This is a genomic window from Nocardioides nitrophenolicus, assembly GCF_016907515.1.
GTDB lineage: Bacteria > Actinomycetota > Actinomycetes > Propionibacteriales > Nocardioidaceae > Nocardioides > Nocardioides nitrophenolicus.
The window spans coordinates 1707920-1733761 of the sequence record NZ_JAFBBY010000001.1 but is presented as its reverse complement, the minus strand read 5'-3'; the positions used below and the strand labels follow the sequence as shown (position 1 = coordinate 1733761).

Genomic DNA, 25842 nt, shown 5'->3' with positions numbered 1-25842 from the left:
GATAGATAGCCTGTCCCGGTGACGACCACGGACACCGCCCTCGCCGCCGACATCGACGCCACCTGCCGCCTCACCGGCGAGTTCGTGCTCCGGTCGGGCCAGGTCAGCAACGAGTACTTCGACAAGTACCTCTTCGAGGCCGACCCGCTCCTCCTCGCCCGCGTCGCGCGCGAGGTCGCCCAGCTCCTCCCGGCCGACGCCGAGCTGCTCGGCGGCCTGGAGATGGGCGGCATCCCGATCGCCACCGCGGTCAGCCAGCTGGTCGGCCTGCCGGTGGTGTTCGTGCGGAAGAAGGCCAAGGAGTACGGCACGGCCAAGCTCGCCGAGGGTCCGTCGTACGACGGCAGGAAGGTCGTGCTGATCGAGGACGTGATCACCACCGGTGGTGCGGTCCGCGACGCGACCAACGCGCTGCGCGAGGGCGGCGCCGTCGTCGAGACCGTCGTGTGCGCGATCGACCGCAGCCCGGCCGGCGAGAACCCGCTCGCCGACGTCGCGCTCGAGGTGCGTGCGGTGCTGACCAAGGCCGAGCTGGACGAGGCGCGGACGGCCGCCCGGGCCTGAGGGGAGCGCGCCGAGCGGGGTCGTCGATTCGCGAACGCCCTCTGTCGTGGTGCTCGCGCCCGGCCTAGCCATGCCGGCATGGAGCACTTCGCGCGGCCCGGCGTGCGCATCGCGACGCTCGTCGGCGCGGTTGCCCTCGTGATGGGAATGGTCGGAGTCTCGATCGCCCACCGTGAGCCCTCCTCGGACGCCTCCGGAGGCAAGTGGACCATGCGCTCGGATGCGGCGGCGGCTTTCACCGTCGCGCCCCTGACCGAGCAGGAGCAGCGGTTCCTGGACGGTCACGAGGGAGGGAAGCTCCCGCCCGAGCTGGCGACGTGTCTGCCGTCGGTGCCGCCGGGCGACGCACTCGAGGGAGACGACATCGATGTCACCGCCTGCGACCTGCCGATGAACGAGAAGCCCAACAGCATCGGCACGGCGCCACCACCGGCCGACCTCGTGCGGAGGTGCCGGGCCGACCTCGACGCGGAGTCGGACTGCGGCGTGGTGCTCGCGGTGGTCGACGGTGCGCTGGCCCCTGGCCAGTACTCGAACGAGGAGCTGCGTGCCGCGGTGGCGGCCGCCGGCTACCGGTGGACCCCGGACCGCTAGCCGCCCTCGTCGTCCTCCACGGCGCTGGCGATGACGATGTCGTTGGCCGCCGCCCACTGGGCGAGGTCGCGCTTCTCGATCGCCGCGGCCATCAGGTCGGGGAACTGGTCGGGCGTGCACGCGAAGGCGGGTACGCCGATCGCGGCCAGGGCGGCGGCGTGGGTGGCGTCGTACGACGGCGCGCCGGAGTCGCTGAGCGCGAGCAGCGCGACCATGACCGCGCCGGAGGACGTGATCGCGTGGGCGCGGCGCAGCATCTCCTCGGCGATGCCGCCCTCGTAGAGGTCGCTGATCAGCACCAGCACCGTCTCCTCCGGCCGCTCGATCAGCGACTGGCAGTAGGCGAGGGCGCGGTTGATGTCGGTGCCGCCGCCGAGCTGGACGCCGAAGAGCACGTCGACCGGGTCCTCGATCTCGTCGGTGAGGTCGACGACCTCGGTGTCGAAGGCGACGAGTCGCGTCGACACCGCCCGCAGCGAGGCGAGCACCGCGCCGAAGACGCTGGAGTGGACGACCGACTCGGCCATCGAGCCGGACTGGTCGATGCACAAGATGATGTGGCGCTGGGTCTGGCGGCTGCGGCGGGCGTGCCCCAGCAGTCGCTCGGGGACGACGGTGCGGTGCTCGGGCAGGTAGTGCTCGAGGTTGGCGGCGATGGTGCGCCGCCAGTCGATCTCGTGGTGCCGGGGGCGGCGGGTGCGGGCGGCCCGGTCGACCGCGCCCGAGACCGCCTGGACGGTCTTGCTGCGCAGCCGCTGCTCGAGCTGGTCGGTGACCGCCCGCACGACGGCGCGGGCGGTGGCGCGGCTGTGTTCGGGGATGACGCGGTTGAGGCCGACCAGGGTCGTCACCAGGTTGAGGTCCGGCTGCACCGCCGCCATCGTCTCCGGCTCCAGCAGCAGCTCGTGGAGGCCGAGGCGGTCCATCGCGTCGGCCTGCATCACCTGCACCACCGAGGACGGGAAGTAGGTGCGGATGTCGCCCAGCCAGCGGTTCACGCCGGGCGCGGAGCGGCCCAGGCCGCCGCGGCGGGGGCCGCCGGGTCGGCCGGAGCCGGGGGCGCCGCCGTCGTAGAGCTGGGCGAGGGCGCGGTCGCGGACCAGGTCCTCGGCCGAGAGCTGGACGTCGTCGGGGTCTGCCTCGTCGCCGCCGAGGACCAGCCGCCAGCGGGTGAGCCGGTCGCGTGGCTCGGGCGCGGGGGAGTCGGTCATCGGCTCACCTCCAGGCCGAGGAGCGCGGCGACCCGGCGGGCGGCGTCGCGGCCGGCGACCAGGTCGAGGTCGGGCACGGCGTCGGCGTGGTCGTGGTCGAGGTTGTAGACCCGGGTCGCGACCTGGCGCCGCTCGGCGGGCGGGAACCGGGCGAAGGTGCGGCGCAGCAACGGCAGCAGGTCCTCGAAGACGGCCTCGTCGACCCGGCCGACCCACTCGTCGACCATGGCCAGCAGGGTCGGGTCGTGGAGCAGGAGCACCGACTCGCCCTCGAGGAAGCCGTCGAGCCAGGCGGCGGCGCGGACCGGGTCGGCGCCGACCGAGAGCTGACGGCTGAGGCGTTCGGCGGCGCGCTCGCTCGCGAGGTGCGCGCCGTCGAGGAGGATCCGGTTGACCCGGCCGGCGACCGAGCCGTGCACCCGGTCGTCGGCGGCCACGGCCGACAGCGCCTCGCGCCACCGGTCGGCGCCGACGCTGACCAGCGCGATCCCGCGCTGGGCGCTGTCGATCGAGGCGCGCAGCGCCGCGGCCGCGTCGTCGTCGAGACCGCTGCAGGCCGCGCGCAGCTCGACCGCTGCCCGGACGACGACGGTGGCGAGCACCTCGCGGACCCGGCCCAGGTCGGCACGCCGGACGTCGCCGTAGCGCTGGGTGCGGGCCAGCGGCTCGACGGCGTCGAGCAGCGAGCGGGTGTCGTGCTGGTGGGCGGTGGCGGCGGCCAGCGCGTCGACCACGGTGGCGAGTGCGCGGGGGAGGTCGGCGACCAGAGCCGACTCGATCAGCCGGCCCAGCGTGGCCAGGTCGCCCGCGGCGGCGGCCGCCTCCCGGACCCGGGTCTCCGCGGCGCCGCGGACGGTGGTGCCGAGCAGTCCGGCCTCGACCAGGGACACGGCGAACTCCGGCTGCCACTCGAGCTCCCAGGCCTCCTTGAAGGTGCCGGTCGTGCGGCCGGCGTCGGCGGGCGTGCCCCACGGGATGCCGAGCAGGGCCAGCCGGTGGAGCAGCCGGGAGCGGTCGAGCTGGCCCTCCTTGCGCAGGTCGAGAGTGATCGTCGTGGGCGTCGGGGACGGCTTGAGCCGGAGCCGGCGCTGGGTGCGGGCGAGATCCTCGGCGAGCGGCACCAGGGGCACGGTGTCGGGCACCCGCCCGAGCTCCTCGCCGATGACCAGCCGCCGCTCGACGAGCCCGAGCGGGACCGCCGAGCCGCCGCAGAGCACGCTCTGGCTGGCGTCCATCAGCTCGTCGAGGCCGGCCGACGGCCGCCCGCGCACGGCGGCCAGCGCCTCGGCCATCCGCACCGCCTCGACCACGCTCGCCGGAGCGGCGTCCAGGCCGTCGTCGCGCAGCGCCCGGGCGACTCGGGTCAGCCAGCCGGGGACGACGTCGCCGGGTCGGTCCGCGGCCCAGCAGGCGAAGAGGTGCTGGTACCAGCCGGGCGAGGTGACCCCGGCGCCGTAGCCGCTCGCATAGGCCAGCCGGCCCGCCGTCCACGGCGCCCAGGTCGTGGTCACCTTCACCTTCGGCAGCCGCGACAGCAGCGTGGCGTCGGCGACCTGGGACGGGAAGCCCGCCGGGTCCAGCGCGGGCGCGTGGTAGGCGCCGCACACGAACGCGATCCGCTCGTGGCCGGCCTTGATCGTCGCCCGCAGCACCTTGCGCATCGCCGCCTCGCGGCGCAGGTTGTCGGCGCTCACCGGGCCGGACGCGCGGGCCTCGGCCATCGCCTCGCGCAGCAGCGCGAACCGCGCGAGCGACGACTCGGCCCGGTGCTCGACGGCGTCCTCCCACCAGCGCTCGGGGTCGTCGTAGCCGGCGGCGGTGGCGAGCAGGGTGATCGGGTCGGTGCGCTGCTCCGGCTCGTCGGGGTCCTGGTCGGCGTCGGTCGGTGCGAGGGCGTGGGCGGCGGGCAGGTCGGCGAACCGGACGGGTACGCCGTGCTCGACCGCCCAGGTGAGCGCGACCCACTCGGCGGAGAAGGCGGCCATCGGGTAGAACGCGGCCCGCCAGGGCTCGGCGGTGGCATAGGCCAGGCCGGCCACGGGCGGCACCAGCCCGTCGCCGACGTGGGGGACCAGGGAGTCGAGCTCCGGCGGCCCCTCGATCACCACCGCGTCGGCCGCGAGCTCGTCGAGCGCGCCGGCGACCGAGCGTGCGGAGCCCGGGCCGTGGTGGCGTACGCCGAGGATCTCGACCCGGGCGCTCGTGGTCAGCTCAGCTCCCGGCAGGCGCGGTAGAGGTCGGCCCACTCGGGGCGGTCCTTGACGACGGTCTCGAGGTACTCCTGCCACACGATGGCGTCCTGGACCGGGTCCTTGACGACCGCGCCGGTGATGCTGGCGGCGAGATCGTCGGCGCGGACCACGCCGTCGCCGAAGTGGGCGGCGAGGGCGACGCCGTTGGTCATCACCGAGATCGCCTCGGCGGTGGACAGCGTGCTCGACGGGGACTTCACGGTGGTGCGCTGGTTGAGCGTCATCCCGCCGCGCAGCTCGCGGAAGATGGTCACCACCCGCTCGATCTCGGGCGTCGCCGCGAGCTCGTCGGGCAGCGCGAGACCCTGGCCGATGCTCGCGACCCGGGTGCGGACGATCTCGACCTCCTCGCTGAGGCTGTCGGGAAGCGGCAGCACCACGGTGTTGAACCGGCGCTTGAGCGCCGAGGACAGCTCGTTGACGCCCTTGTCGCGGTTGTTGGCGGTCGCGATCACGTTGAACCCGCGCCGCGCCTGCACCTCGTCATCGAGCTCGGGGATCGGCAGCGTCTTCTCGGAGAGGATCGAGATCAGCGCGTCCTGCACGTCGGCCGGGATCCGGGTGAGCTCCTCGACGCGCACCAGCGCGCCCGCCTCCATCGCCCGCAGCACCGGGCTCGGCACCAGCGCCTCACGTGAGGGCCCCTCCGCGAGCAGGCGGGCGTAGTTCCAGCCGAACCGCAGCGACTCCTCGGGCGTGCCGGCGGTGCCCTGCACGACCAGCGTCGAGCTGCCGCTGATCGCGGCCGCGAGGTGCTCGCTGACCCAGGACTTGGCGGTGCCGGGGACGCCGAGGAGGAGCAGTGCGCGGTCGGTCGCCAGCGAGGCGACGGCGATCTCCATGAGGCGGCGGGACCCGACGTACTTGGGGCTGATCACGGTGCCGTCATCGAGCCGCCCGCCGAGGAGGTAGGTGGTCACCGCCCACGGCGAGAGCCGCCACCGCGGTGGCCGCGGTCGGTCGTCGGCGGCGGCCAGCGCGGCGAGCTCGTGGGCGTACTCGTCCTCGGCGTGTCGGCGCAGCACCCCGTCGGTCGGCTCGGTCTGGGTCATCGGAAGGCCTCCGTGATCGCGGGTAGGAACGAGAGGTACTGGTCGAGGTCGGCGGGCAGCGAGCCCCACCGGCTCTCGGCGCGGGCCCAGGCGGAGACCGCGGGACGCACCGAGGGGTGCAGGCCGGCGGCCAGGGACGGCAGCGCCACGGCGGCGGACCCGCCGGCCGGCGTGGTGTGGCGAAGGAGGTCGACCACGGCCGCGCTCAGCGCCGGGCTCCACGGCGGCGAGACGTGGCGGACCACCGCCGCGACGGCGGCCGGGGCCTTCGTCGTGCGCAGCAGGTGGAGCGCGGTCGCGTCCTGGTGGTCGACCGGCAGCACCGCCAGCAGGTCGGGACTGTCAGCGACCGCGGCCGCCGCCCAGGCGAGCTCGCCCCGCGCCCGGACCGCCCGGAGTACGCCGGCCCGGGCCGCCGGCTGGGTGATCAGCGGCCAGGTGTGGGCCGGATCCTTGCCGGTGACCTCGGTCCACACGGCGAGGGGTGCGCCGGCCGCGATCAGCTCCAGCCAGCGCTCGCGCTGCGAGCCGCCGCGGGTGGTGGTCAGCCCGTCGCGGACGCCCGCCGCGTCGGGGGCGGTGGGCAGGGTGATCTCGAGACCGCGCCGGAGCCGGCCGGTCGACGCCAGGAGCGGGCGCAGCCGCGCGGCCATCCGGGCGGCCCGCGCCGAGGTCGGGGCCGCGTCGAGCAGGGCGAGCGCCTGGCGGCGTACCTTGTCGGAGCGGTCGTCGAGGGCTGCCTCGAGCAGATCGAGGTCGTCGGCCGGCAGCGCGTCGGCGCGGGCGGCGGCCGGGAGGGCGTGCCAGTCGTCGGGCGCGATTGGCGTAGCCGCGACGGGCGCCGGCTCGGGCGCGACCGCCCAGGTCCAGTCGGACCGCAGCCCGGCGAGCCACCGGCCGCGCTCGCCGATGACCGGCCGGGTGGCGGCGCGCAGCTCCGACTGCTGGGTGGCCAGGGCGAGCAGCCGGGGCAGGGCGCGTGCCGGGACCCGGACGCCGCGGTCGGCGGCGGCCTGCAGCCACCGCTCGAGAGCGAGCGGGCGCAGCCGCGCGGCGACCGGCGGCTGGTCGACGAGCAGACCGAGGAGCTGGACGGCGGCCGGCGGCGCGAGCGGGATGGCGTCGGGCGCGGCCGGCTCGGGCAGCTCGCCCGCGGGGCACGCCGGAAGCCGGGCGCGGAGCAGGGCGCCGCCGACGGCGGCGGCGTCGAGCAGCGCCGTCTCGGGGGTGCTCCCGGCACGGGGCGCGACGCCGAGCTCAGGGGGCAGCGGCGGCGGCTCACGGCGCTCGGTGCCGAGCAGCGCGGCGGCGGTGGTCTGCTGCCACCAGCTCGCGCTCACCGGTCCACCCCCGCGAGGCTGAGCGGCCGCAGCCCGCGCTCCTCGAGCTCGCCGAACACGTCGGTCACCGCGCCGCCGGTCGCGGCCAGCGCGTCCCACGGGTCCGGCCCGAGCACGTCGGCCTCCTCGCCGTACTCGTCGACGAGCCGGGCCGGGACGCCGTCGGCGGGCGGGACGAGGCGGCCCCGCACCACCGCCGGCACCCGCACCGCCCATGGGTTGCGCCGCCACAGCTCGCTCAGCGTCCCGCGGGCGTCGGCGAGCGAGCCGCCGGTCGGCAGCGGGACGTCGAGCGCGAGCGGAGCGGGAGTGGCGGCGAAGCGGGCGCGGGTGGGGGCCGAGCCGGGGTAGCGGACGAGCGGCACGTCGAGGATGCTGCCGTCGAGCTGGGGGACCGGCAGCGGCTGCGGGCCGCCGGCGAAGTCGAGGACCAGGACCAGCTCGCCGCTCGCGACCGAGCGCAGCCAGGTGCGCTGCTCCTTGAGCCGGCCGGTCTCGTCGCGGTGCGCGCCGAGGACCTGCCAGCCCGCCGCCGGCTCCGCGTCGGGCAGGTCGTCGGCGCCCCACGACCAGCCGAGGTAGGTGCGCAGATCGCCCTGCGTCTGGGGCGTCAGCTCCTCCCACCGGCGCCAGGCCTGCACCGCCAGCCACCACCGGCCCGCCTCGGTCAGCAGGTGCTCCGCCCAGTCCTCGCGGCCGCCCACCGCGCCCGCCATGTCGCGCAGCCGCTCCGCCAGTCCCGGCACCTGCCCGTCGACCAGCCGCGCCGCCGCGGCGTCCCACCAGGTCCACGGCTGGCGGCGGGCGGTCGCCGTACCGCCGCGGGCCAGGTCGGCCAGCCACTGCGCGAAGTCCTCCAACGCCGCCGACATCGTCGCCCGCCGCTCCTCGACCCGGCGGGCACGGGCCACGGGGTCGACCGATCGTCGGGCCTCGGCTGCCGCGGCGCCCGCTGCTCGCCCGGCCCGGGTCGCCGCCCAGTCGCCGGCGAACCCCGCGGGCTCGGCCGCATCGGCAACCGCACCGTCGGCGCGCACCCACAGCAGCAGGAGCGCCAGGGCGTGCTTGCACGGGAACTTCCGGCTCGGGCAGCTGCATCGGTACGCCGGCGCGGCCAGGTCGATCGACACCTGGTACGGCGTCCGCCCGCTGCCCTGGCAACGGCCCCAGACGAGGGTGTCGGTGCTGCCGGTCTCGGACCACGGGCCCGGCACCGCGAGCCTGCGGGCGGCGGTCAGGGAGGAGGCGTCCGGCGCGGCCTTCTCGACGGCCGCCAGGTTCCAGCGGGGCATGGTGGGTTCATCATGGTCGATCCCACCGACTCTTCGTCGATCGCACCGATGGATGCCTCCTTGCCTGCCGCGTGGCGGACCGCGTGGCGGACCGCGTGGCGGACCGCGTGGCGGACCGCGTGGCGGACCCCGTGGCGGACCCCGTGGCGGACCCCGTGGGGTGCCGTGATTCCCGGCGGCCTGTCGGTCCGGGGGCGTGGGTCCTGGGCATCTGCTGGTCCGGGCGCTGTAACACGTTGTCCGCCGGCCTACCCGACCGTTGACGGCGGAATTCGGGGTCTGTGCGGGTCCGGTACAGGTGGCAGGGGTCCGGTAGGGCAGCGAACACCGTGTTACAGCGGAGAACTGGCGCCCACACCAGCGAACAACGTGTTACAGCCGCCCCGAAGCACCCAGCGACAAGCGATCCACCCTTGAATCGCTCGCCGCTGGAAGGTGCGAGGCGGGGTGCTGGGGGTCAGCTCTGGGGCGCGCCGGCGATGTTGATCAGCCAGTCGACGCCGTACTTGTCGTGCAGCATGCCGAAGCTGTCGCCCCAGGGCGCCTTCTCCAGCGGCTGGTAGACGGTGGCGCCGTCGGAGAGGCCCTCCCACCAGGACCGGAGGGTGGCCTCGTCCTCGCTGGGGCCGCTGATGCTGACCTGCTGGGTCTGCGGCTCGCCGGGGACGTGGGTGGGGTGGTCGGCGCCCATGAGCAGAACCGTGGGGGAGACGGAGAGGGCGGCGTGCATCACCCAGTCGGCCTCGCCATCGGCCACGGCGACGTCCATCGCGGCGCCGCCCATGTCGGCGAAGGTCATCACGGTGAGCTCGCCGCCGAGGACGGACTGGTAGAACTCCATCGCCTCGCGGGCCTGGCCGCGCCAGTTGATGTAGGGGTTGAGGTTGATCGCCATGGTTGCTCCCTGGTCGGTGTGGGTGGACGCCGGGATGGACCGCCGGCCGGTCCGGAAATCATCGCGCCGGCCGCCGACACCGTCATCGCCCAGGAGGACCCGGGATCACTCGACCGGCGAGTCGACCTCGACGGTGTCGCCGGAGCGCTTGGCGCCGGGCCGCTTGTGGCGCCACCACTCCCATGCGATGGGTACGGCGGAGAAGGCCAGGATGGCGAGGGTGACGTAGTCGATGTTCTCGCCGAGGGCGGGGATCGCGGCGCCGAGGAAGTAGCCGAGGAGGGTGATCGAGACGACCCACAGCACGGCGCCGATCGCGCTCCAGGTGAAGAAGCGGCGCCGCTCCATCATGGTGACGCCGGCGACGACCGTGATGTAGGTGCGCACGAACGGAACGAAGCGACCGATGACCAGCGCCTTGTTGCCGTGCTTGTCGAAGAAGGCCGAGGTGTTGTCGAAGTACTTCTTCTTCAGGATCCGGCCGTCGCGCTCGTAGAGCGGCGGACCGAGCTTGCGGCCGATCTCGTAGCCGGCGACATTGCCGGCGAAGGCCGCGATCACGAGCAGCACGCAGGCGATGACGAGCTCGACGGGCTCGTTGGAGATGCCGACCACGGAGTACCCGGTCTTGTTGCTGCCCGCGATGAACAGCCCGAGCGCGAACAGCAGGGTGTCACCGGGCAGGAAGGGGAAGAACAGGCCGCACTCGACGAAGACGATGGCGATCGCGATCCAGATGAAAGTGGTGCCGTATTCGTGCTGCAGCCACTCGGGGTCGAGCCACTTGATGCCGAGCAGCATGGGTACGACGAACGGGGTCGCCACCAGCGAGTTCACGACGCCACGCTACCGGCCGCCGCCCAACGGGGTGACGGTTAGGGTGCCATCCGTGGATCAGCCGGTGGACCCGCCCGCGGACGAGGAGGAGCGCGCCCCCTACGACCCGATGCCCCACGGGCCGCCCGAGGTCGGGGTCGGACCCTGGCCCGGCGCCTGGCCCGAGGGTCCCGGGAGCGAGGTGTACGACGAGGTCCTGCTCCGCGAGGGCGACCGGCGCAATGTCGTCGACCGCTACCGGTACTGGTCGCTCGAGGCGATCGTCGCCGACCTCGACCGGCGCCGCCACGGCTTCCACGTCGCCATCGAGAACTGGCAGCACGACTTCAACATCGGCACCATCGTGCGCTCGGCCAACGCCTTCCTCGCCGCGGAGGTGCACATCGTCGGCAACCGCCGCTGGAACCGGCGCGGTGCCATGGTGACCGACCGCTACCAGCACGTCCGGCACCATCCGAGCGTCGCCGAGCTGCACGCCTACCTGGCCACCGACGGCGTACCTCTGCTCGGCATCGACAACCTGCCGGGCTCCGCGCACCTGGAGACGATGCGGCTGCCCGAGCGGGTCTGCTTCCTGTTCGGCCAGGAGGGCCCGGGGCTGTCCGAGGCGGCGCGCGAGGCCTGTGACGGCACCTTCTCGATCGCCCAGTTCGGCTCCACCCGGTCGATCAACGCGTCGGCCGCCGCGGCCATCGCGATGCACTCGTGGATCCGCCAGCACGCCGACCTGAGCGGCGACGACGCATGGCGCGGCTGACGCCGCTCCTCGAGGAGCTGCGCCGGGTCGGCCCGCCGCCGGTCACCCGCTGGGCCGCGGTGCGGGCCGGGGGCACCCTGCTGGTCGCACTGCTCGTGCTGCACGCCGCGGACGCGATGGAGCTGGGTGCGGCGGCCACCTTCGGGGCCTTCGCCGCGATCTACGGCGGCGCCGTCCCGTACCGTCGCCGCTGGCGCCAGCAGGTGGCGCTCGCCGTGGTGCTCACCGGCGCCGTCGCGACCGGCTCGCTGGCCGCCACCAGCGAGCATCGCGCCTGGTGGGCGGTGCTCGTCGCCGCGCTCTGGTCCGGCATCGGCGCCGCCGGGTCCGACCGGTGGCGCTGGCGCCCGCCCGGGCCGGTGTTCCTGGTCTTCGCCGCCGCCACCTGCGCGTCGGTACCGACCGAGCTCGGCCGGGTGCCCGTCGCGATCGGCGTGTGCGCGGCGACCGCCGCCTTCGCGGTGACCCTGGCCGTGGTCGAGACCGCGATCGAGGTACGCCGCGGCGACGTTCCGGAGCACCCGCCACCGCTGCCGCCGCTGCCACCGGGCCGGCAGCGGCTGCACGCCGTGCGCTGCGTGGTCGTGGTCCTCGTCGCGGGCGGCCTGATGACCAGCACCGGGCTGGCGCACCCGTACTGGGCGATGGTGGCGGCCGTCGTACCGCTGGCGGCGACGACGCTGCGCCAGCAGGTCGCCCGGGGCGTGCACCGGGTGATCGGCACGCTGCTCGGCCTGGTCCTGGCCGGGCTGCTGCTCGTGCTGCCGCTCCCGGCACTGGCGACGATCGTGGTGGTCGCGCTGCTGCAGGCGGGCACCGAGCTGGTCGTCACCCGGCACTACGGGCTCGCGCTGGTGCTGATCACCCCGCTCGCGCTGCTGGTGACCGACCTGGCCCACCCCGAGCCGCTCGGTGAGCTCCTCGGCTCGCGCTTCGTCGAGACCGCGGTCGGGGCCGCGATCGGGCTCGGCGCGGCGGTGCTCACGCGCCGGCGGCGGACAACCTCGCCCGCAGCGCGCTGATCCCGCGCGACGTGTGGCTCTTCACCGTCCCCTCGGAGATCCCGAGCTCGGCCGCGACCTCGGCGACCGGCAGGCCCAGCCAGTGCCGCAGCAGCACCGTGGCCCGCTGCTGGGCGGGCAGTGTCTGCAGCGCGGCGACCAGGGAGTCGCGCTCCTCGACGTCGAGGCCGGTCGCCGCGGCGAGCTCGGGGAGGGTCTCGGTCGGCACCTCGCGGCGGACCGCGCGCCGCGACTCGTCGATCGCGGCGTTCAGCAGGATCTTGCGGACGTAGGCCTCCTCGGTGCCGCTGCGGGAGACCCGCGGCCAGGCGACGTACAGCCGGACCAGGGCGGTCTGCACCAGGTCGTCGGCGCGGTGCCAGTCGCCGCACATGCCGTAGGCGATCCGGCGCAGCTGGTCGCGGCGGGTGGTGGCGAACTCGACGTACGCCGCCTCGCGCTCGGCGCGCCGCATCAGCCGGCCGCCGTCGTCGAGAAGTTCAGGGTCCGCTGGTCCGCGAGCCAGCTGCTCAGGTCGGGGAGGTCGATGCCCTCGTCGGGCCCGGAGATCGCGCCGCCGGGACGGCTGTGGCTGCCGTTGCCGTCGTCCTGGGCGGGGTGCTGGTAGAGCACCACCCAGCGCACCTCGCCGCCCTTGCGCAGGTCGAGGGCGACCGAGTCGTCGATCGGCTGCGGCTGGGAGTCGGCGTACAGGCCGGTGACCGGGTCGTCGATCCGCTCGACGACCTCCCAGCCGTCACGGACCAGGACCACGCCGTCGTGCTGCGGGTCGTAGCCCGCGGGGAGGTCCTCGACGAGACCGTCCGTCGGGGCCAGGCCCTCGGGGGAGACGCCGGCGGCGACCTGGACCCGGTCCTGCTGCGTGACCCGGCCGTCGCCGAACCGCGAGGTCACGGCCACGCCCGCGCCGCCGACCACGAGGGCCAGAGCGAGGGCCGCGCCGCCCGCGGCGAGCCGCCGACGGCGTACGGCACGGCGCCCGGCGCCCACCGTCGCGGCGACGTCGAAGGTCGCCGGCGGTGGGGTGCGCAACTCGGCGTCGAGCCGGTCGGTGAGGTCCTGCATCGCTCCTCCTGGGGGTGGGGTTCACTCAACCAGGGATACGCACGCCGACAGCGATCGGTTGTCACGGTAGGTTGAGGTGGACGTCACCGCACCCTGCGCAGGAGCCCATCGCATGCCTATCGCCACCCCTGAGAAGTACGCCGAGATGCTCGACGCCGCGAAGGCCGGCTCGTTCGCCTTCCCGGCCATCAACGTCACCTCCTCCCAGACGCTCAACGCGGCGCTCAAGGGCTTCGCGGACGCCGGCTCCGACGGCATCCTGCAGGTCTCCACCGGTGGCGCGGAGTACCTCTCCGGACCGTCGGTCAAGGACATGGTCACCGGCTCGGTCGCCTTCGCGGCGTACGCCGTAGAGGTCGCCAAGAACTACCCGGTCAACATCGCGCTGCACACCGACCACTGCCCCAAGGACAAGCTCGACGGCTTCGTCCGGCCGTTGCTCGCCCTCTCCGCCGAGCGGGTCGCCCGCGGCGAGGCGCCGCTGTTCCAGTCGCACATGTGGGACGGGTCGGCCGTCCCCCTCGACGAGAACCTGCTCATCGCCGAGGAGCTGCTCGCCAAGGCCGCCGCGGCCAAGGTGATCCTCGAGATCGAGGTCGGCGTCGTCGGCGGCGAGGAGGACGGCATCGTCGGCGCGATCGACGAGAAGCTCTACACCACCCCCGAGGACGCGCTGGCGACCGTGCGCGCGCTCGGCGTCGGGGAGAAGGGGCGCTATCTCACCGCGCTGACCTTCGGCAACGTGCACGGCGTCTACAAGCCCGGCAACGTCCAGCTGCGTCCCGAGATCCTGCGCGACGCGCAGGCCGCTGTCGTGGCCGAGCTCGGTCTCGCCGACGGCTCCCGTCCCTTCGACCTGGTCTTCCACGGCGGCTCCGGCTCGACCGCCGAGGAGATCGCCGCCGCCGTCGACTACGGCGTGGTGAAGATGAACGTCGACACCGACACCCAGTACGCCTTCACCCGACCGGCCGCCGACCACATGTTCCGCAACTACGACGGCGTCCTCAAGATCGACGGCGAGGTCGGCGACAAGAAGGCCTACGACCCGCGCGCCTGGGGCAAGGCCGCCGAGGCCGGCATGGCCGCCCGCGTCGTCGAGGCCGCCGAGAACCTGCGCTCGGCCGGCAAGTCCGTCGGCTGACCCGTCGGCTGATCCCTTGGCTCCGGACCTGCCCACCGCGGCGGACGTCGACCGGGCGGCCGGGCTGCTCGGCTCGGTCATCCCGCCGACCCCGCTGCAGCGGGCCGACCGGCTATCGGCGCTGACCGGGTACGACGTCTGGCTCAAGCGCGAGGACCTCACCCCGGTGCGGTCCTACAAGGCCCGCGGCGCCTACACCGTGCTCGCCGGCCTCACCGAGGAGGAGCGCTCCCGCGGCGTGACCACCGCGAGCGCCGGCAACCACGCGCAGGGTGTCGCGTTCGCGTGCGCCCGGGCCGGCGTCCACGCCACGATCTTCCTGCCCCGCACCACCCCGCGGCAGAAGCGGGACCGGGTCGCCGCCCTCGGGGGTGACCAGGTGGAGGTGGTCATCGCCGGCGACCAGTACGACGACGCCGCGGTCGCCGCCGCCGACTTCGCCGCCGCCTCCGGCGCCACCGCCGTCCCCGCCTTCGACCATCCCGGCATCATCGCCGGTCAGGGCACCGTCGCCGCCGAGATCCTCACCCAGGCCGCCGAGCTCCGGTGGCAGCCGGACGCGCTCGTGCTGCCGGTCGGCGGTGCCGGCCTCATCGCCGGCTGCCTCACCGTCCTCGGCGAGCGCCTCCCCGGCGTCCGCGTGCTCGCCGCCGAGCCCGCCGGCGCCGCCTCCCTCGCCGCCGCCCTGACGGCCGGCGGTCCCGTCGAGCTCGACGCCGTCGACCCGTTCGTCGACGGCGCCGCCGTCCGCCGGGTCGGGGACCTGACCTACCGGGCCGTCGCGAGCGCCCGCGCCGACGTCGACCTGTCGGTGGTCGCGGTGCCGGAGGGGCTGATCTGCGTGGAGATGCTCGACCTGTACCAGGTCGACGGCATCATCGCCGAGCCGGCCGGCGCGCTGGCTCCCGCGGCGCTGCGGCTGCCCTTCCCGGGCGGCGCCGGGCCGGCGGGACTCGCACCCGGCAGCCGGGTGGTCGTGGTCGTGTCCGGCGGCAACAACGACGTCTCGCGGTACGCCGACATCGTCGAGCGGGCACTGGTCCACGAGGGGCTCAAGCACTACTTCCTCGTCGAGTTCCCGCAGGAGCCGGGCGCGCTGCGGCGCTTCCTCGACGACGTCCTCGGTCCCGATGACGACATCACGCTCTTCGAGTACACCAAGCGCAACAACCGCGAGACCGGTCCGGCCCTGGTCGGCATCGAGATGCAGTCGCCTGACGACCTCGTGGGCCTGCTGGCCCGGATGGAGGAGTCGCGGCTGCGGGTGCAGAAGGTGCCGCCGGACAGTCCGCTGTTCGGGTTCGTGCTGTCCTGAGGGGCGGCGGGATGCCGGCGTCGGTTCGGTGTCGGAATCGCCGGTCGACCGGTGAAACTGGCACTTGTCGGCCGTTGCAACGCCCGACAAGTGCAGGAAGAACCCGACAAGTGCAGGAACAACCGGTCAACCGGTTATTCCTGCACCGCGGCCTGCCCGAACCCCTCGTGCCGTGGTCGCTCGTAGAACATCACCGCGACCAGGCCGACGAGGTACATCGCGGCGGGCAGCCACAGTGACTGCTGCATGGCCCTGCTGAACAGGTCGGCGATGTGGGGGTCGGGGATCTGGGCGGCGCCGGCCTCGCCGTGGGCGGCCGCGCCGGGGAGGTAGTGGGCCAGGCGGGCGTCCATGAGGACGGCGATGGCGGCGGCGCCGAGGACCGAGCCGACCTGGCGGGTGGCGTTGTAGACGCCGGCGCCGGCGCCGGCCTGGTGCATCGGGAGGTTGCGGTTGGCGGTGGTGGCGGTGGGCGCCCAGATGAAGGCGTTGCCGACGCCGATCAGCGCCATGGGTACGGCGAGCTCCCAGACCGCGACGCCGGGCTCGAGGCGCCAGATCAGGCCGAGGAAGCCGACCAGGCTGGTCGCGAAGCCGAAGCCGAGGACCCAGCGGGGGTGCTGCTGGTCGGAGAGGCGGCCGACCAGCCGGGCGAGCAGGATCGACATCACGGCCATCGGCAGCATCAGCAGGGCGGCGCCGGTGGGGGAGTAGCCCCGCACGGCCTGGGCGTAGAGCATGAGCGGGAACCCGAACGAGGCGGCGATCGCGCCCATGCAGGTGATCGCGACCGTGGAGACCGAGAAGTTGCGGTCGCGGAACAGCTCGAGCGGCACCAGCGGCTCGGCCCGGTTGAACCGCTGCCAGGCGATGAAGGCCACGAGCACCACGGCGCCACCCGCGATCATGGCGATGATCCACGGCGCCCAGTCCTTCTGATGGCCCTCCTGGATGCCGAAGCAGAGCAGGAACATGGCCGCGCCCGAGAGCGCGACGCCCAGCCAGTCGAACCGGTGGGCATGGGTGGGCAGCGCCGGGACCAGGCGCCAGGCCATCACGAAGGCGACCAGGCCGACCGGGATGTTGACGAAGAAGATCCACTCCCAGCCCAGCCCGTCGGTGAGCACGCCGCCGAGCAGCGGCCCGACCACCATCGCCACGCCGGCCGTGGCCCCCCAGACCGCCATCGCGCTGCCGCGCTGGGCGGGCGGGAAGATCCGGGTGATGATCGCCATGGTCTGGGGCGTCATCATCGACGCGCCGAAGCCCTGGACGACGCGCGCGACGATCAGCCCCTCGACGGTGGTCGTCAGCCCGCACCACAGCGAGGCGAGCGTGAAGACGGTCAGGCCCGCGAGGTAGAGGTACTTGGAGCCGAAGCGGTCGCCGAGGCGGCCGGTGATCAGCACGGGGACGGCGTAGGCCAGCATGTAGGCGCTGGAGACCCACACCACGTCGTTGACCGACGCGTCGAGGTCCTCGATGATCGTCGGCGTCGCCACGGTGACGATGGTGAGGTCGACCAGGATCATGAAGAACCCGAGGACGAGCGCCCACAGCGCCGGCCAGGGGTTCAGCGCCTGGCCGGGCGTCTCGGTGGGAGCGGAGGAGGGTGCGTTCCGGGTCACGAAGACCAGTGAACACCCGGGCTCCGACACTTCTTCCGGGTCGGGCGACAATGTCCCCATGAGCATCACGCCCGGCGCCGACCTGATGGCCGGCCCCCCGCCCACGCACCTGCCCGTCGACCCCGCGGAGGCGCTCCTCGAGGAGGGCCACGCGCCCGCCGACGTCGTACGACGGCTGCCCGCCTCGCCCCTCGCCTGGGCGGCCTTCGCCGAGCAGGCCCGCGACGAGGGCGCCGACGACGTGACGGTCTACGCCTACTCCCGTGTCGGCTACCACCGCTCGCTCGACCTGCTGCGCCGCAACGGCTGGAAGGGCCATGGCCCGGTGCCGTGGGAGCACGAGCCGAACCGCGGCTTCCTGCGCTCGCTGGCGCTGCTGGCCCTCGCCGCCCGCGCGATCGGCGAGAGCGACGAGTGGGAGCGCTGCTCGGGCTTCCTGCGCGACTCCAGCCCCACGGCGTACGACGAGCTGCTGGGCTGAGCCGCGGCCAGCAGCGGTCACTTGTAGCCAAGTGTCACGTCGCCCATGTTGAGCCCGCTCAGCGCACGGTCAGCCAGGCCGCCACGAGCAGCAGGATCAGGCCGAGTGCGGCCGCGATGGGCAGGTCGGTGGTGCGTGAGCCGCGGTGGGCGCGGGTCGTGGCCGGCCGCTCGCCGGGCGGAACCGGCTCGCTCGCGCGGTGCTTGTGGGGCGTGGGTGTGCTCTGCATGAGGATCCTCCTTGTCCGAGACGTACTCCTGTCTGGACGGGATTCCTCGCGGTTCATCACGCGGATCCGCGAATTTTCTCCGCGCGGCCCGCGCCGCCGGGTCAGCGGGCGAGCAGCGCGCGCACCCGCTCCGGACCCAGCGCCGCGAACAGCGTCGGCAGCCGCGGCCCGCGCTCGGCGTCCACGAGCAGGTGGTAGAGCAGCTTGAAGAACGCCTTCTGGTCGGCCTTCACCTCGTCGGTGGGCGCGTCCTCGACGGCCAGGCCGCGGGCCAGCTTGGGCACGCCGTAGATCAGCGTGGTCAGCTCCTCGACCGAGTCGGCCGAGTCGAAGCGTTCGGGCAGGCCGTCGAGCAGGAGGCCCAGCCAGCGCTCCTCGTCGGCGTCGAGTGCGGCGAGCCGGGCCGTGTCGGCGCTCGCGCGGACGGTGGTGCGCTCGTCGGGGTCGACGTACGCGGTGATCCAGGTGGCGGCCTTGGTCAGCCGCGGCTCGAGGTCGGCCTCGGCGGCGCCGACGGTGCGCGCGGTGATCTCCCGCGATCCGGCGGTCACGTCGGCGACCGACGACAGCATCCGGAAGGGGACGACGACCGCCGGCGTCGGCAGCGTCCCCGCCGTCGACGTCGCCGAGGCCCGCTCCCACGCGAGCACCGCGGCGTCCCGCTTCTCCGGGATCGCGGCCTTCCTCGTCAGCGCGTCCCACTCGTCGTACAGGCGCAGCACCTCCTGCCCGAAGTCGACGTTGAACGCCTGCTTGGGCTGCCTGCGGGCGTAGAGCCAGCGCAGGATCGGCGCCTCGAGGATCCGCAGCGCCTCGGCCGCGGTCGGCACGCCGCCCTTCGACGACGACATCTTCGGCATGCCGGCGACGCCGACGAACGAGTAGCCGACGAACGACGGCGCGGTGCCGCCGAAGATCGGGCCGACGATCTCCTTGCCGACGGTGTAGGACGACCCCGGGGACGCGTGGTCGACGCCGCCGGGCTCGAAGTGGACGCCCTCGAAGGTCCACCGCATCGGCCAGTCGACCTTCCAGACCAGCTTGCCCTCGTCCTGGGTGGCGACGTTGGTGACGTAGGAGTCGCCGCACACGTCGCAGGTGTAGGCGAGGTCGGTCGTCTCGTCGTCGTACGAGGTGAGGGTGACGGTGTCGCGGCCGCAGCCGCGGCAGTAGGGCTTGTAGGGGAAGCGGGCCAGGTCCTCGGTCGAGCCGTGCCCGGACTCCTCCTCGGCGGTGGACTCGTCGGCCTCCGCAGCGCCCTCGACCTTCTTGGTGCGGAAGCGGGCCATCACGGTCTCGATCTCGCCGCGCTTGCGGATCGCGGTGAGGACCTGCTCCCGGTAGGCGCCGGAGCGGTACATCGCGGTCTGGTCGACCTCGACCATGTCGCAGCCCATCTCGACCAGCGCTGCCCGCAGCGGCGCCTTGTAGCGCTCGCCCCAGTTGGCGAACTCCCCGGTCGGGTCGGGAACGGCCGACAGCGGGCGGCCGATGTGCTCGTTCCAGGCGGTGTCGACGCCGGCCGGCACCTTGCGGAAGCGGTCGTAGTCGTCCCAGCTGTGCAGGTGGCGCACGTTGATGCCGCGGCGGCGGATCTCCTCGGCCACGAAGTGCACGGTGAGGAACTCGCGCAGGTTGCCGAGGTGGATCGGTCCGGACGGGCTGATCCCGGACGCGCAGGTCACCAGGTCGGGCAGGGTGCCGCCGTTGACCTGCTCGGCGTGCCGCAGCGCCAGGTCGGCGGTCCGGGTCACCCAGTCGGCGGGGTCCTGCTGCTGGTTGCTCTGTCCACGTGCCACGGCGCCCAAGCCTAGGGGGCTAGGAGCGCGGGACCACCATCCCGTACGCCGCCGGCAGCACCCGCCAGGTCCGCGAGCGCACCGGGCCGTCGATCTCCCCGTCGCTGTTGCAGTCGAACGGCGTGCCGCTCACCCGGACCGTGCGCCCGCGCAGGATGCGGACGTCGCCGTGCTGCTCGTGACGCGCGAACGGCAGCCGCACCAGGTAGCCCAGGCGCGCGAGCGGTCCGCGCGGCGTCGCGACCAGCACGTCCACCTCGCCGTCGTGGGGCTCGGCGTCGGGGGTGAGCTCGGTGCCGCCGCCCACCGAGGCGCCGTTGCCGACCGCGACCATGAGCACCGGCTGGTCGACGTCGACGACCACCGCGTCGTCCACCTCGACACGCACCCGCAGGCTGGGCGGGTTGAGCGCGGTCTGCAGCGCCCCGATCGGGTAGCCGACCCGGCCCAGCCGCTCCTTCCACCGCGCGCCGCGCTTGCCCGCCTCCGCGCCGGCGCCGAGATGGACGCTGTTGACGGTCACCTGGCCGTCCTCGTCGACCACCAGGTCGGTGGGGCGGGTCACGCCGCCGGTCACCACGCGGGCCGCCTCGGCGGCGTCGAGGGGCAGGCCGAGGGTGCGGGCGAAGTCGTTGCCGGTGCCGAGCGGGATCAGCGCGAGGGTACGGCCGGTCAGGTCGCCGCGGGTGTGCAGTGCCTGGACGACCGCGTGCACGCTGCCGTCGCCGCCCGCGACGACGACGGTGCGCTCGGCCGCGGTGTCGAGCACGTCGTCGAGCTCCTCCGGCGAGGAGGTCGCGACCACCTCGACCTCGGCGTGCTCGCGAAGGACGGCCAGGGCGGCGTCCACGGCCTCGCGGTCCGCCGTACCCGCGCCGCCGTTCGTGATGAGGAGCAGTCTCGTGGCCACGCGGACAGCCTAGGGATTGGCAGAACTTGCCGACGTACGCCGTGCGTGGCCGTGGTTGTATCCCCGTCATGAGCTCCCCTCGCCGCTGGACCGCCCGTGAGCTGATCGACCTCGTGCTCGACGAGGGCTCCTACGAGTCGTGGGACACGCCGGTCGACATCAGTGGGCACGGCGCGGCGTACCAGGCCGAGCTGCGCGCGGCCGCCGAGAAGGCCGGCACCGACGAGTCCGTGCTGACCGGCCGTGGGACGGTGCGCGGACGGCCGGTGGCCTTCGTGGTCAACGAGTTCCGGTTCCTGGCCGGCTCGATCGGCGTCGCCGCCGCCACCCGGATCGCGGCCGCCGTACGCCGCGCCACGGCCGAGGGCCTGCCCGTCCTGGCGAGCACGTCGTCGGGCGGCACCCGGATGCAGGAGGGCACCCGGGCGTTCGTGCAGATGGTCGAGATCTCGCGGGCGCTGATGGAGCACCGCGGCGCCGGGCTGCCGTATCTCGTCCACCTGCGGCATCCCACCACCGGCGGCGTCTACGCCTCGTGGGGCTCGCTCGGGCACGTCACCGTCGCCGAGCCGGGCGCGCTGGTCGGCTTCCTCGGGCCGAAGGTCTACGAGGCGCTCAACGGCGAGCCGTTCCCGTCCGGGGTGCAGGTCGCCGAGAACCTCGCCGCCCACGGCGTGATCGACGCCGTCATCCCGGTGGAGAGCATCCCAGCGCTCGTCGACCACGCGCTCGGCGTACTCGTCGACCCGCCGTCGGCGCCCGCCCTCGAGCGCCGCGACCCGGTCGCGCCCGGCACGACGCTCGACCACCCGGTGTGGGAGGACATCGAGGCCACGCGGGGCGACGGGCGGGTCGGCGTACGCGACCTGATCAGGTACGGCGCCGCCAGCACCCTGCGGCTCAAGGGCACTGACGAGGGCGAGCGCGACGACACCGTTCTCATCGCCCTCACCCGGCTCGACGGGCAGCCGTGCGTGCTCGTCGGCCAGGACCGCTCGCGCCAGACGCCGGCGACCCCGATGGGACCGGGCGCGCTGCGGGAGGCGCGGCGCGCGATGGAGCTCGCCGAGGAGCTGCGGCTGCCGCTCGTCACCGTCATCGACACCCCCGGTGCCGAGCTGTCGCAGCGCGCCGAGGAGGGCGCGATGGCCGGCGAGATCGCCCGCTGCATCGCCGGTCTGGTCACCATGACCGTGCCCACGGTCTCGGTCATCCTCGGCCAGGGCTGCGGCGGCGGCGCACTCGCCCTGCTGCCCGCCCGCACCGTGCTCGCGACCGAGCGCGGCTGGCTGTCGCCGCTGCCGCCCGAGGGCGCCAGCGTGATCGTGCACGGCGAGCCGTCCCGCGCCGCCGAGATGGCCGCCCGGCAGAAGGTGGGCGCGCTGGACCTGCTCGCGGACGGGGACGTGCACGGCGTCGTACCGGAGGCTGAGGGGGACACCCCTGAGACGCTCGCCCGGGCGGTCGTGGCGGAGATCGCCGCCCGTCTCGCCGACCCGGCAGAAAGTGGCTCCTGATTTCCGCTGACCCGGCGCTACTTTCTGCCGGGTCGGCGGAAAACCGGCACTACTTTCTGCCGGGTCGGCGGTAGGGACGGTCAGCTGACGACCATGTCCTCGCCGGACCAGAACGCCCGCATGCTGAGGATCCGGCCGTCGTCGTCGAAGGTCATCACGTCGATGGGGGCGAGGGTGTAGGTCTGGTCGCCGGCCTTGGTGGCGAGCTCGAAGGAGAACGCGGCCTCGTTGCCGGCGACCCGGGCGAACAGCAGGCGGCCGGTCTGCTCGAGGCCGTCGAGGGTGCCGTAGAACTCGGCGATCTGCTCGCGGGTGGTGCGGACCTCGGAGCCGACCGGGTCCTCGACGGTGGCTCCGTCGGCGTACAGCGCGACGACGTCGGCCGACGAACCGGTCGCGACGAGGTCGACGTAGTGCTGGATGGTCTCGAGGATGGTCTCGCGGCTGGCGCCCATGGCTGTGCTCCTGACTAGAACGTGTTCTCGTTTCGGCTCAACTTAGCGGGCAGGTCGCGATTTGGTAACGTGACGCCGCAAGAGCCCCGGTCTTGCCGGGGCTCCTTGCATGTGAGGACACCAACAACAGTGGTGCGTTGAGCAGCCGACCCGGTACGCCGGGGCGGAGGGACTCCGTCCGTGCGAAGGAGCAGCCAAGATGCCGGCAATCGTGATCGTCGGAGCCCAGTGGGGCGACGAGGGCAAGGGCAAGGCGACCGACCACCTCGGCAGCCAGGTCGACTACGTCGTGAAGTTCAACGGCGGCAACAACGCCGGCCACACCGTGGTCATCGGCGACGAGAAGTACGCCCTCCACCTGCTGCCCAGCGGCATCCTGACCCCCGGCTGCACGCCCGTCATCGGCAACGGCGTGGTCGTCGACATCGACGTGCTCTTCCAGGAGATCGACGGCCTCGAGGGCCGCGGTGTCGACACGAGCAAGCTCAAGCTCAGCGCCAACGCGCACGTCATCGCCGACTACAACCGCACCATCGACAAGGTCACCGAGCGCTTCCTCGGCTCCCGCCGGATCGGTACGACGGGCCGCGGCATCGGCCCGACGTACGCCGACAAGATGAACCGGATCGGCATCCGGGTCCAGGACCTGTTCGACGAGAAGATCCTGACCCAGAAGGTCGAGGGCGCCCTCGAGCTCAAGGGCCAGATCCTCACCAAGATCTACAACCGCCGCGCGCCCTCGGTGGAGCAGACCGTCGAGGGCCTGCTGGCCCACGCGGAGCGGCTGGCGCCGTACGTCTGCGACACGGGGCTGCTGCTCAGCCAGGCCCTGGACCGCGACGAGGTCGTGCTGATGGAGGCCGGCCAGGCGACGCTGCTCGACGTCGACCACGGCACCTACCCGTTCGTGACGTCCAGCAGCGCGATCTCGGCCGGCGCGTGCACCGGCACCGGCATCCCGCCGACCCGGATCGACCAGGTGATCGCGATCGCCAAGGCCTACACCACCCGCGTCGGCGAGGGCCCGTTCCCGACCGAGCTCCACGACGACAACGGCGAGTTCCTGCGCAAGGCCGGCTGGGAGTACGGCACCACCACCGGCCGCCCCCGCCGCTGCGGCTGGATGGACACCGTGATCACCCGCTACGCCGCGCGGGTCAACGGCGTCACCGACTTCGTGCTGACCAAGCTCGACACCCTCACCGGCCTGCCCGAGCTCCCCGTCGCGGTCGCGTACGACGTCGACGGGGTCCGCCACGACGAGATGCCGGTCAACCAGACCGACTTCCACCACGCCGTGCCGATCTACGAGAACCTCCCCGGCTGGTCCGAGGACATCTCCGGCTGCCGGTCCTTCGACGAGCTGCCGAAGGCCGCGCAGGAGTACGTCGAGTTCGTCGAGGAGCGCTCCGGCGCGCGGATCTCGGTCGTCGGCGTGGGTCCGGAGCGCGAGCAGGCGGTCGTCAGGCACGCCCTGCGCTGAGCTCGCGGCCCCGCGAGGGTATGGGATCCGCGCCGCCGGGCACCGCGCAGAGGACGTGGGGACTCGTGGGAGCTGAGGATGGTGGCGTGGCGCAGCGGCCGAGCGTGCTGATCGTGGACGACTCCGCCGAGCTGCGCAACGTGGTGCGCGCGCGGCTGGAGGCGTCGGGACTGTTCGAGGTGGTGGCGGAGGCCGGCGACGGTGGTGCCGCGCTGCTGCTCGCCCACCAGCACCAGCCGGACCTGGTGCTGCTCGACACCTCGATGCCGGTGCTGGACGGCCTGGAGTGCCTGCCGCTGTTGCTGGCGGTCTCGCCGGAGAGCCGGGTGGTGATGTACACCGGGTTCCAGGCCGCGGGCCTGGCGGACCGGGCGCGGGAGCTCGGGGCCAGCGACTTCGTCGAGAAGTCGGCGCCGCTCGACACCCTGGTCGAGCGGCTGTGGCGCCAGGTCGACGACCGGGCGGAGTCGGTGCGCCCGAGCGGCCGCCCGCTGCGCCTGGCGAGCGTGGGTGACTCGTCCTCGCGCGACCAGCGGGTGCTCGACGAGCACCTCGAGCGCTACCGCGAGGTCTTCGACCAGGCGACCATCGGCATGGCCACGATGACCCTGAACGGGAGTATCGTGCGGGCCAACCGGGCGCTGGTCGCGATGGTCGGGCGTCCCGCCGGGGACCTGGTCGGGCTCGACTACGGCGTGCTGACGCGTCAGCACGGCGACCAGCTCGACGACGCCCTGGCCCGGATCACCGAGGGCGGCGAGCCGCTCGTCGCCTTCGAGCACCCGATCGGCGTCGAGGCGGACCGCACCGCCCGGGTCACCCTCACCCCGGTCCGGGACTCGCGGGGCGAGCCGCTCTATGTGTTCGCGCAGGTCCAGGACGTCACCACCGAGCTGACCCTGCGGCGCAGCGAGGAGGTGTTCCGGCTGCTCGTCACCGCGGTGAAGGACTACGCGATCTTCCTGCTCGACGTCGACGGCCGCGTGGCGAGCTGGAACGCGGGCGCGGAGTACATCAAGGGCTACTCGGCGGCCGAGATCGTCGGGCAGCACTTCCGGGTCTTCTACCCGACCGCCGAGCAGGCCTCCCGGCATCCCGAGCACAACCTGGAGATGGCGCTGCGCGACGGGGTGTACGCCGAGGAGGGCTGGCGGGTGCGGCGCGACGGCAGCACCTTCTGGGCCCGGGTCGTGATCACGGCGGTGTACGACGACGACGGCCGGCACCGCGGGTTCGCCAAGGTGACCCGCGACCAGACCGAGCAGCGGGCGCACGAGGAGGAGCGGCGTCGCGCGCTCGAGCAGCAGGCGCACCTGCTCACGGTCACCGCCCACGAGCTGCGCACCCCCGCGGCGGTGATCGACGGTGCCGTCGCGATGCTCCGCGACGGCGACGAGCTCGATCCGCAGCGCCGCGAGCAGGTCCTCGACGCCATGTCGTCGAGCGTGCTGCGCCTCCAGCGCCTGATCACCGACCTCGGCACCGCCTCCGACGTGCAGGCCGAGGCCCTCGCGCTGGCGCCGGAGTCGATGTCGCTCGGCAGCGCGCTGTCGGCCTCGGCGGACCGGGTCCGGGCCGCGCACGGCAGCAGTGCCCGGATCCAGGTGCGGGTGGACCGGGACGTCGACCTGGTCGCGGACCCCTCCCGGCTGGGCCAGGCGCTCGACAACCTGCTCGAGAACGCGATCCGCCACGGCCGCCCGCCCGTCGCCGTGGTGGGCGAGCGCACCGCGCGGGGGGTGCGGATCGCCGTCAGCGACGGGGGCACCGGCGTCCAGCCGCGCCTGGCCGGCCGGCTGTTCGACCGCTTCGCCCACGCCGGTCCGGCCGCCGGGACCGGGCTGGGGCTTTACCTGGTGCGCGAGATCGCGCGCCTCCACGGCGGTGAGGCGAGCTACGTCGAGGACGACTCGGGCCGGCCGTCGTTCGTGCTCGACCTGCCGGTGCAGCCGGAGATCCCGCGCTCCTGACGACCCGTCGGCCGGTCGGCCGGTCGTCCG

24 protein-coding genes are annotated in these 25842 nt (G+C 73.8%); 10 read left to right on the top strand and 14 right to left on the bottom strand.

Annotated features, from left to right (window positions below):
- Positions 1-18: 18 nt before the first annotated feature.
- Together pyrE and JOD66_RS08555 are read left to right on the top strand one after the other, a co-directional pair.
- A complete protein-coding gene (pyrE, locus tag JOD66_RS08560) occupies positions 19-564 on the top strand; it encodes an orotate phosphoribosyltransferase (RefSeq protein ID WP_204836463.1) in 546 nt (181 codons plus the stop codon).
- Positions 565-642: 78 nt separating this feature from the next.
- A complete protein-coding gene (locus tag JOD66_RS08555; RefSeq protein ID WP_204836462.1) occupies positions 643-1158 on the top strand; it encodes a hypothetical protein in 516 nt (171 codons plus the stop codon).
- Here the strand turns inward: JOD66_RS08555 and JOD66_RS08550 are convergent.
- From JOD66_RS08550 to JOD66_RS08520, 7 genes are all read right to left on the bottom strand, one after another.
- Positions 1155-2369 (bottom strand): vWA domain-containing protein, encoded by a 1215-nt coding sequence (locus JOD66_RS08550; RefSeq protein ID WP_204836461.1) that lies wholly within the window; start codon positions 2367-2369, stop codon positions 1155-1157. The two genes, JOD66_RS08555 and JOD66_RS08550, sit on opposite strands and share 4 nt — an antisense overlap.
- Positions 2366-4615 carry a DUF5682 family protein gene (locus JOD66_RS08545; RefSeq protein WP_204836460.1) on the bottom strand — a complete coding sequence of 750 codons (2250 nt, stop codon included), beginning with the start codon at positions 4613-4615 and terminating at the stop codon, positions 2366-2368. The genes JOD66_RS08550 and JOD66_RS08545 overlap by 4 nt, the downstream gene beginning before the upstream one ends.
- Positions 4576-5673 (bottom strand): ATP-binding protein, encoded by a 1098-nt coding sequence (locus JOD66_RS08540; RefSeq protein WP_204836459.1) that lies wholly within the window; start codon positions 5671-5673, stop codon positions 4576-4578. Before JOD66_RS08540 ends, JOD66_RS08545 begins: the two co-directional genes overlap by 40 nt.
- Positions 5670-7013, bottom strand: coding sequence for a DUF5691 domain-containing protein (locus JOD66_RS08535; protein ID WP_204836458.1), 1344 nt, complete (start codon positions 7011-7013; stop codon positions 5670-5672). Before JOD66_RS08535 ends, JOD66_RS08540 begins: the two co-directional genes overlap by 4 nt.
- Positions 7010-8305 carry an SWIM zinc finger family protein gene (locus tag JOD66_RS08530; RefSeq protein ID WP_204836457.1) on the bottom strand — a complete coding sequence of 432 codons (1296 nt, stop codon included), beginning with the start codon at positions 8303-8305 and terminating at the stop codon, positions 7010-7012. Before JOD66_RS08530 ends, JOD66_RS08535 begins: the two co-directional genes overlap by 4 nt.
- 457 nt (positions 8306-8762) lie before the next feature.
- Positions 8763-9200 carry a VOC family protein gene (locus tag JOD66_RS08525; protein ID WP_204836456.1) on the bottom strand — a complete coding sequence of 146 codons (438 nt, stop codon included), beginning with the start codon at positions 9198-9200 and terminating at the stop codon, positions 8763-8765.
- A 105-nt stretch (positions 9201-9305) separates the two neighbouring features.
- On the bottom strand, positions 9306-10037 hold the full coding sequence (locus JOD66_RS08520; protein ID WP_307823393.1) for a DedA family protein: 732 nt from the start codon (positions 10035-10037) through the stop codon (positions 9306-9308).
- Between the two features lie 109 nt (positions 10038-10146).
- Here JOD66_RS08520 and JOD66_RS08515 point away from each other — a divergent pair, with 109 nt between their 5' ends.
- Both JOD66_RS08515 and JOD66_RS08510 read left to right on the top strand, forming a co-directional pair.
- The gene (locus JOD66_RS08515) at positions 10147-10794 is read left to right on the top strand and encodes a TrmH family RNA methyltransferase (protein ID WP_205126300.1); all 648 of its coding nucleotides are present in this window, start codon (positions 10147-10149) and stop codon (positions 10792-10794) included.
- A complete protein-coding gene (locus tag JOD66_RS08510) occupies positions 10782-11816 on the top strand; it encodes an FUSC family protein (protein WP_204836455.1) in 1035 nt (344 codons plus the stop codon). Before JOD66_RS08515 ends, JOD66_RS08510 begins: the two co-directional genes overlap by 13 nt.
- Here the strand turns inward: JOD66_RS08510 and JOD66_RS08505 are convergent.
- Both JOD66_RS08505 and JOD66_RS08500 read right to left on the bottom strand, forming a co-directional pair.
- Positions 11776-12270 carry a SigE family RNA polymerase sigma factor gene (locus tag JOD66_RS08505; protein ID WP_239545146.1) on the bottom strand — a complete coding sequence of 165 codons (495 nt, stop codon included), beginning with the start codon at positions 12268-12270 and terminating at the stop codon, positions 11776-11778. The genes JOD66_RS08510 and JOD66_RS08505 overlap by 41 nt on opposite strands.
- Positions 12270-12881 carry a hypothetical protein gene (locus JOD66_RS08500; RefSeq protein WP_204836454.1) on the bottom strand — a complete coding sequence of 204 codons (612 nt, stop codon included), beginning with the start codon at positions 12879-12881 and terminating at the stop codon, positions 12270-12272. The genes JOD66_RS08505 and JOD66_RS08500 overlap by 1 nt, the downstream gene beginning before the upstream one ends.
- Positions 12882-12993: 112 nt before the next feature.
- Here JOD66_RS08500 and fbaA point away from each other — a divergent pair, with 112 nt between their 5' ends.
- Together fbaA and ilvA are read left to right on the top strand one after the other, a co-directional pair.
- Entirely contained in the window at positions 12994-14025 is a 1032-nt protein-coding gene (gene fbaA, locus JOD66_RS08495) for a class II fructose-bisphosphate aldolase (RefSeq protein WP_204836453.1), read from the top strand.
- A 16-nt stretch (positions 14026-14041) separates the two neighbouring features.
- Positions 14042-15340: a threonine ammonia-lyase IlvA gene (ilvA, locus tag JOD66_RS08490; RefSeq protein WP_204836452.1), complete on the top strand. Its 1299-nt coding sequence runs from the start codon at positions 14042-14044 to the stop codon at positions 15338-15340.
- Positions 15341-15474: 134 nt separating this feature from the next.
- Here ilvA and JOD66_RS08485 read toward each other — a convergent pair whose 3' ends face one another.
- Complete coding sequence (locus JOD66_RS08485; protein ID WP_307823392.1) at positions 15475-16968, bottom strand: DHA2 family efflux MFS transporter permease subunit; 1494 nt, start codon at positions 16966-16968, stop codon at positions 15475-15477.
- 58 nt (positions 16969-17026) lie between these two features.
- Here JOD66_RS08485 and JOD66_RS08480 point away from each other — a divergent pair, with 58 nt between their 5' ends.
- The gene (locus JOD66_RS08480) at positions 17027-17449 is read left to right on the top strand and encodes a DUF3151 domain-containing protein (RefSeq protein ID WP_204836450.1); all 423 of its coding nucleotides are present in this window, start codon (positions 17027-17029) and stop codon (positions 17447-17449) included.
- 58 nt (positions 17450-17507) lie between these two features.
- Here the strand turns inward: JOD66_RS08480 and JOD66_RS08475 are convergent, their stop codons facing one another.
- From JOD66_RS08475 to JOD66_RS08465, 3 genes are all read right to left on the bottom strand, one after another.
- Positions 17508-17678: a hypothetical protein gene (locus JOD66_RS08475; RefSeq protein WP_204836449.1), complete on the bottom strand. Its 171-nt coding sequence runs from the start codon at positions 17676-17678 to the stop codon at positions 17508-17510.
- Positions 17679-17779: 101 nt separating this feature from the next.
- The gene (gene lysS / locus JOD66_RS08470; RefSeq protein ID WP_204836448.1) at positions 17780-19477 is read right to left on the bottom strand and encodes a lysine--tRNA ligase; all 1698 of its coding nucleotides are present in this window, start codon (positions 19475-19477) and stop codon (positions 17780-17782) included.
- A 19-nt stretch (positions 19478-19496) separates the two neighbouring features.
- On the bottom strand, positions 19497-20387 hold the full coding sequence (locus JOD66_RS08465) for a diacylglycerol/lipid kinase family protein (RefSeq protein WP_307823391.1): 891 nt from the start codon (positions 20385-20387) through the stop codon (positions 19497-19499).
- 68 nt (positions 20388-20455) lie between these two features.
- Between JOD66_RS08465 and JOD66_RS08460 the strand changes: the two genes are divergently transcribed.
- Positions 20456-21904, top strand: coding sequence for a carboxyl transferase domain-containing protein (locus tag JOD66_RS08460; protein WP_204836447.1), 1449 nt, complete (start codon positions 20456-20458; stop codon positions 21902-21904).
- Positions 21905-21984: 80 nt separating this feature from the next.
- Here the strand turns inward: JOD66_RS08460 and JOD66_RS08455 are convergent, their stop codons facing one another.
- The gene (locus tag JOD66_RS08455) at positions 21985-22359 is read right to left on the bottom strand and encodes a nuclear transport factor 2 family protein (RefSeq protein ID WP_204836446.1); all 375 of its coding nucleotides are present in this window, start codon (positions 22357-22359) and stop codon (positions 21985-21987) included.
- Between the two features lie 199 nt (positions 22360-22558).
- Between JOD66_RS08455 and JOD66_RS08450 the strand changes: the two genes are divergently transcribed.
- Complete coding sequence (locus JOD66_RS08450; protein WP_204836445.1) at positions 22559-23842, top strand: adenylosuccinate synthase; 1284 nt, start codon at positions 22559-22561, stop codon at positions 23840-23842.
- An 86-nt stretch (positions 23843-23928) separates the two neighbouring features.
- Positions 23929-25812 carry a hybrid sensor histidine kinase/response regulator gene (locus tag JOD66_RS08445; protein WP_204836444.1) on the top strand — a complete coding sequence of 628 codons (1884 nt, stop codon included), beginning with the start codon at positions 23929-23931 and terminating at the stop codon, positions 25810-25812.
- Positions 25813-25842: the final 30 nt, after the last annotated feature.

Excerpts from the sequence above, each read along its gene's own strand:
- JOD66_RS08555 (WP_204836462.1), top strand. The coding sequence starts at position 643 with ATGGAGCACTTCGCGCGGCCCGGCGTGCGCATCGCGACGCTCGTCGGC.
- JOD66_RS08550 (WP_204836461.1), bottom strand. The coding sequence starts at position 2,369 with ATGACCGACTCCCCCGCGCCCGAGCCACGCGACCGGCTCACCCGCTGG.
- JOD66_RS08540 (WP_204836459.1), bottom strand. The coding sequence starts at position 5,673 with ATGACCCAGACCGAGCCGACCGACGGGGTGCTGCGCCGACACGCCGAG.
- JOD66_RS08530 (WP_204836457.1), bottom strand. The coding sequence starts at position 8,305 with ATGCCCCGCTGGAACCTGGCGGCCGTCGAGAAGGCCGCGCCGGACGCC.
- JOD66_RS08525 (WP_204836456.1), bottom strand. The coding sequence starts at position 9,200 with ATGGCGATCAACCTCAACCCCTACATCAACTGGCGCGGCCAGGCCCGC.
- JOD66_RS08515 (WP_205126300.1), top strand. The coding sequence starts at position 10,147 with ATGCCCCACGGGCCGCCCGAGGTCGGGGTCGGACCCTGGCCCGGCGCC.
- JOD66_RS08510 (WP_204836455.1), top strand. The coding sequence starts at position 10,782 with ATGGCGCGGCTGACGCCGCTCCTCGAGGAGCTGCGCCGGGTCGGCCCG.
- JOD66_RS08505 (WP_239545146.1), bottom strand. The coding sequence starts at position 12,270 with ATGCGGCGCGCCGAGCGCGAGGCGGCGTACGTCGAGTTCGCCACCACC.
- JOD66_RS08500 (WP_204836454.1), bottom strand. The coding sequence starts at position 12,881 with ATGCAGGACCTCACCGACCGGCTCGACGCCGAGTTGCGCACCCCACCG.
- fbaA (WP_204836453.1), top strand. The coding sequence starts at position 12,994 with ATGCCTATCGCCACCCCTGAGAAGTACGCCGAGATGCTCGACGCCGCG.
- JOD66_RS08480 (WP_204836450.1), top strand. The coding sequence starts at position 17,027 with ATGAGCATCACGCCCGGCGCCGACCTGATGGCCGGCCCCCCGCCCACG.
- JOD66_RS08475 (WP_204836449.1), bottom strand. The coding sequence starts at position 17,678 with ATGCAGAGCACACCCACGCCCCACAAGCACCGCGCGAGCGAGCCGGTT.
- JOD66_RS08460 (WP_204836447.1), top strand. The coding sequence starts at position 20,456 with ATGAGCTCCCCTCGCCGCTGGACCGCCCGTGAGCTGATCGACCTCGTG.
- JOD66_RS08455 (WP_204836446.1), bottom strand. The coding sequence starts at position 22,359 with ATGGGCGCCAGCCGCGAGACCATCCTCGAGACCATCCAGCACTACGTC.
- JOD66_RS08450 (WP_204836445.1), top strand. The coding sequence starts at position 22,559 with ATGCCGGCAATCGTGATCGTCGGAGCCCAGTGGGGCGACGAGGGCAAG.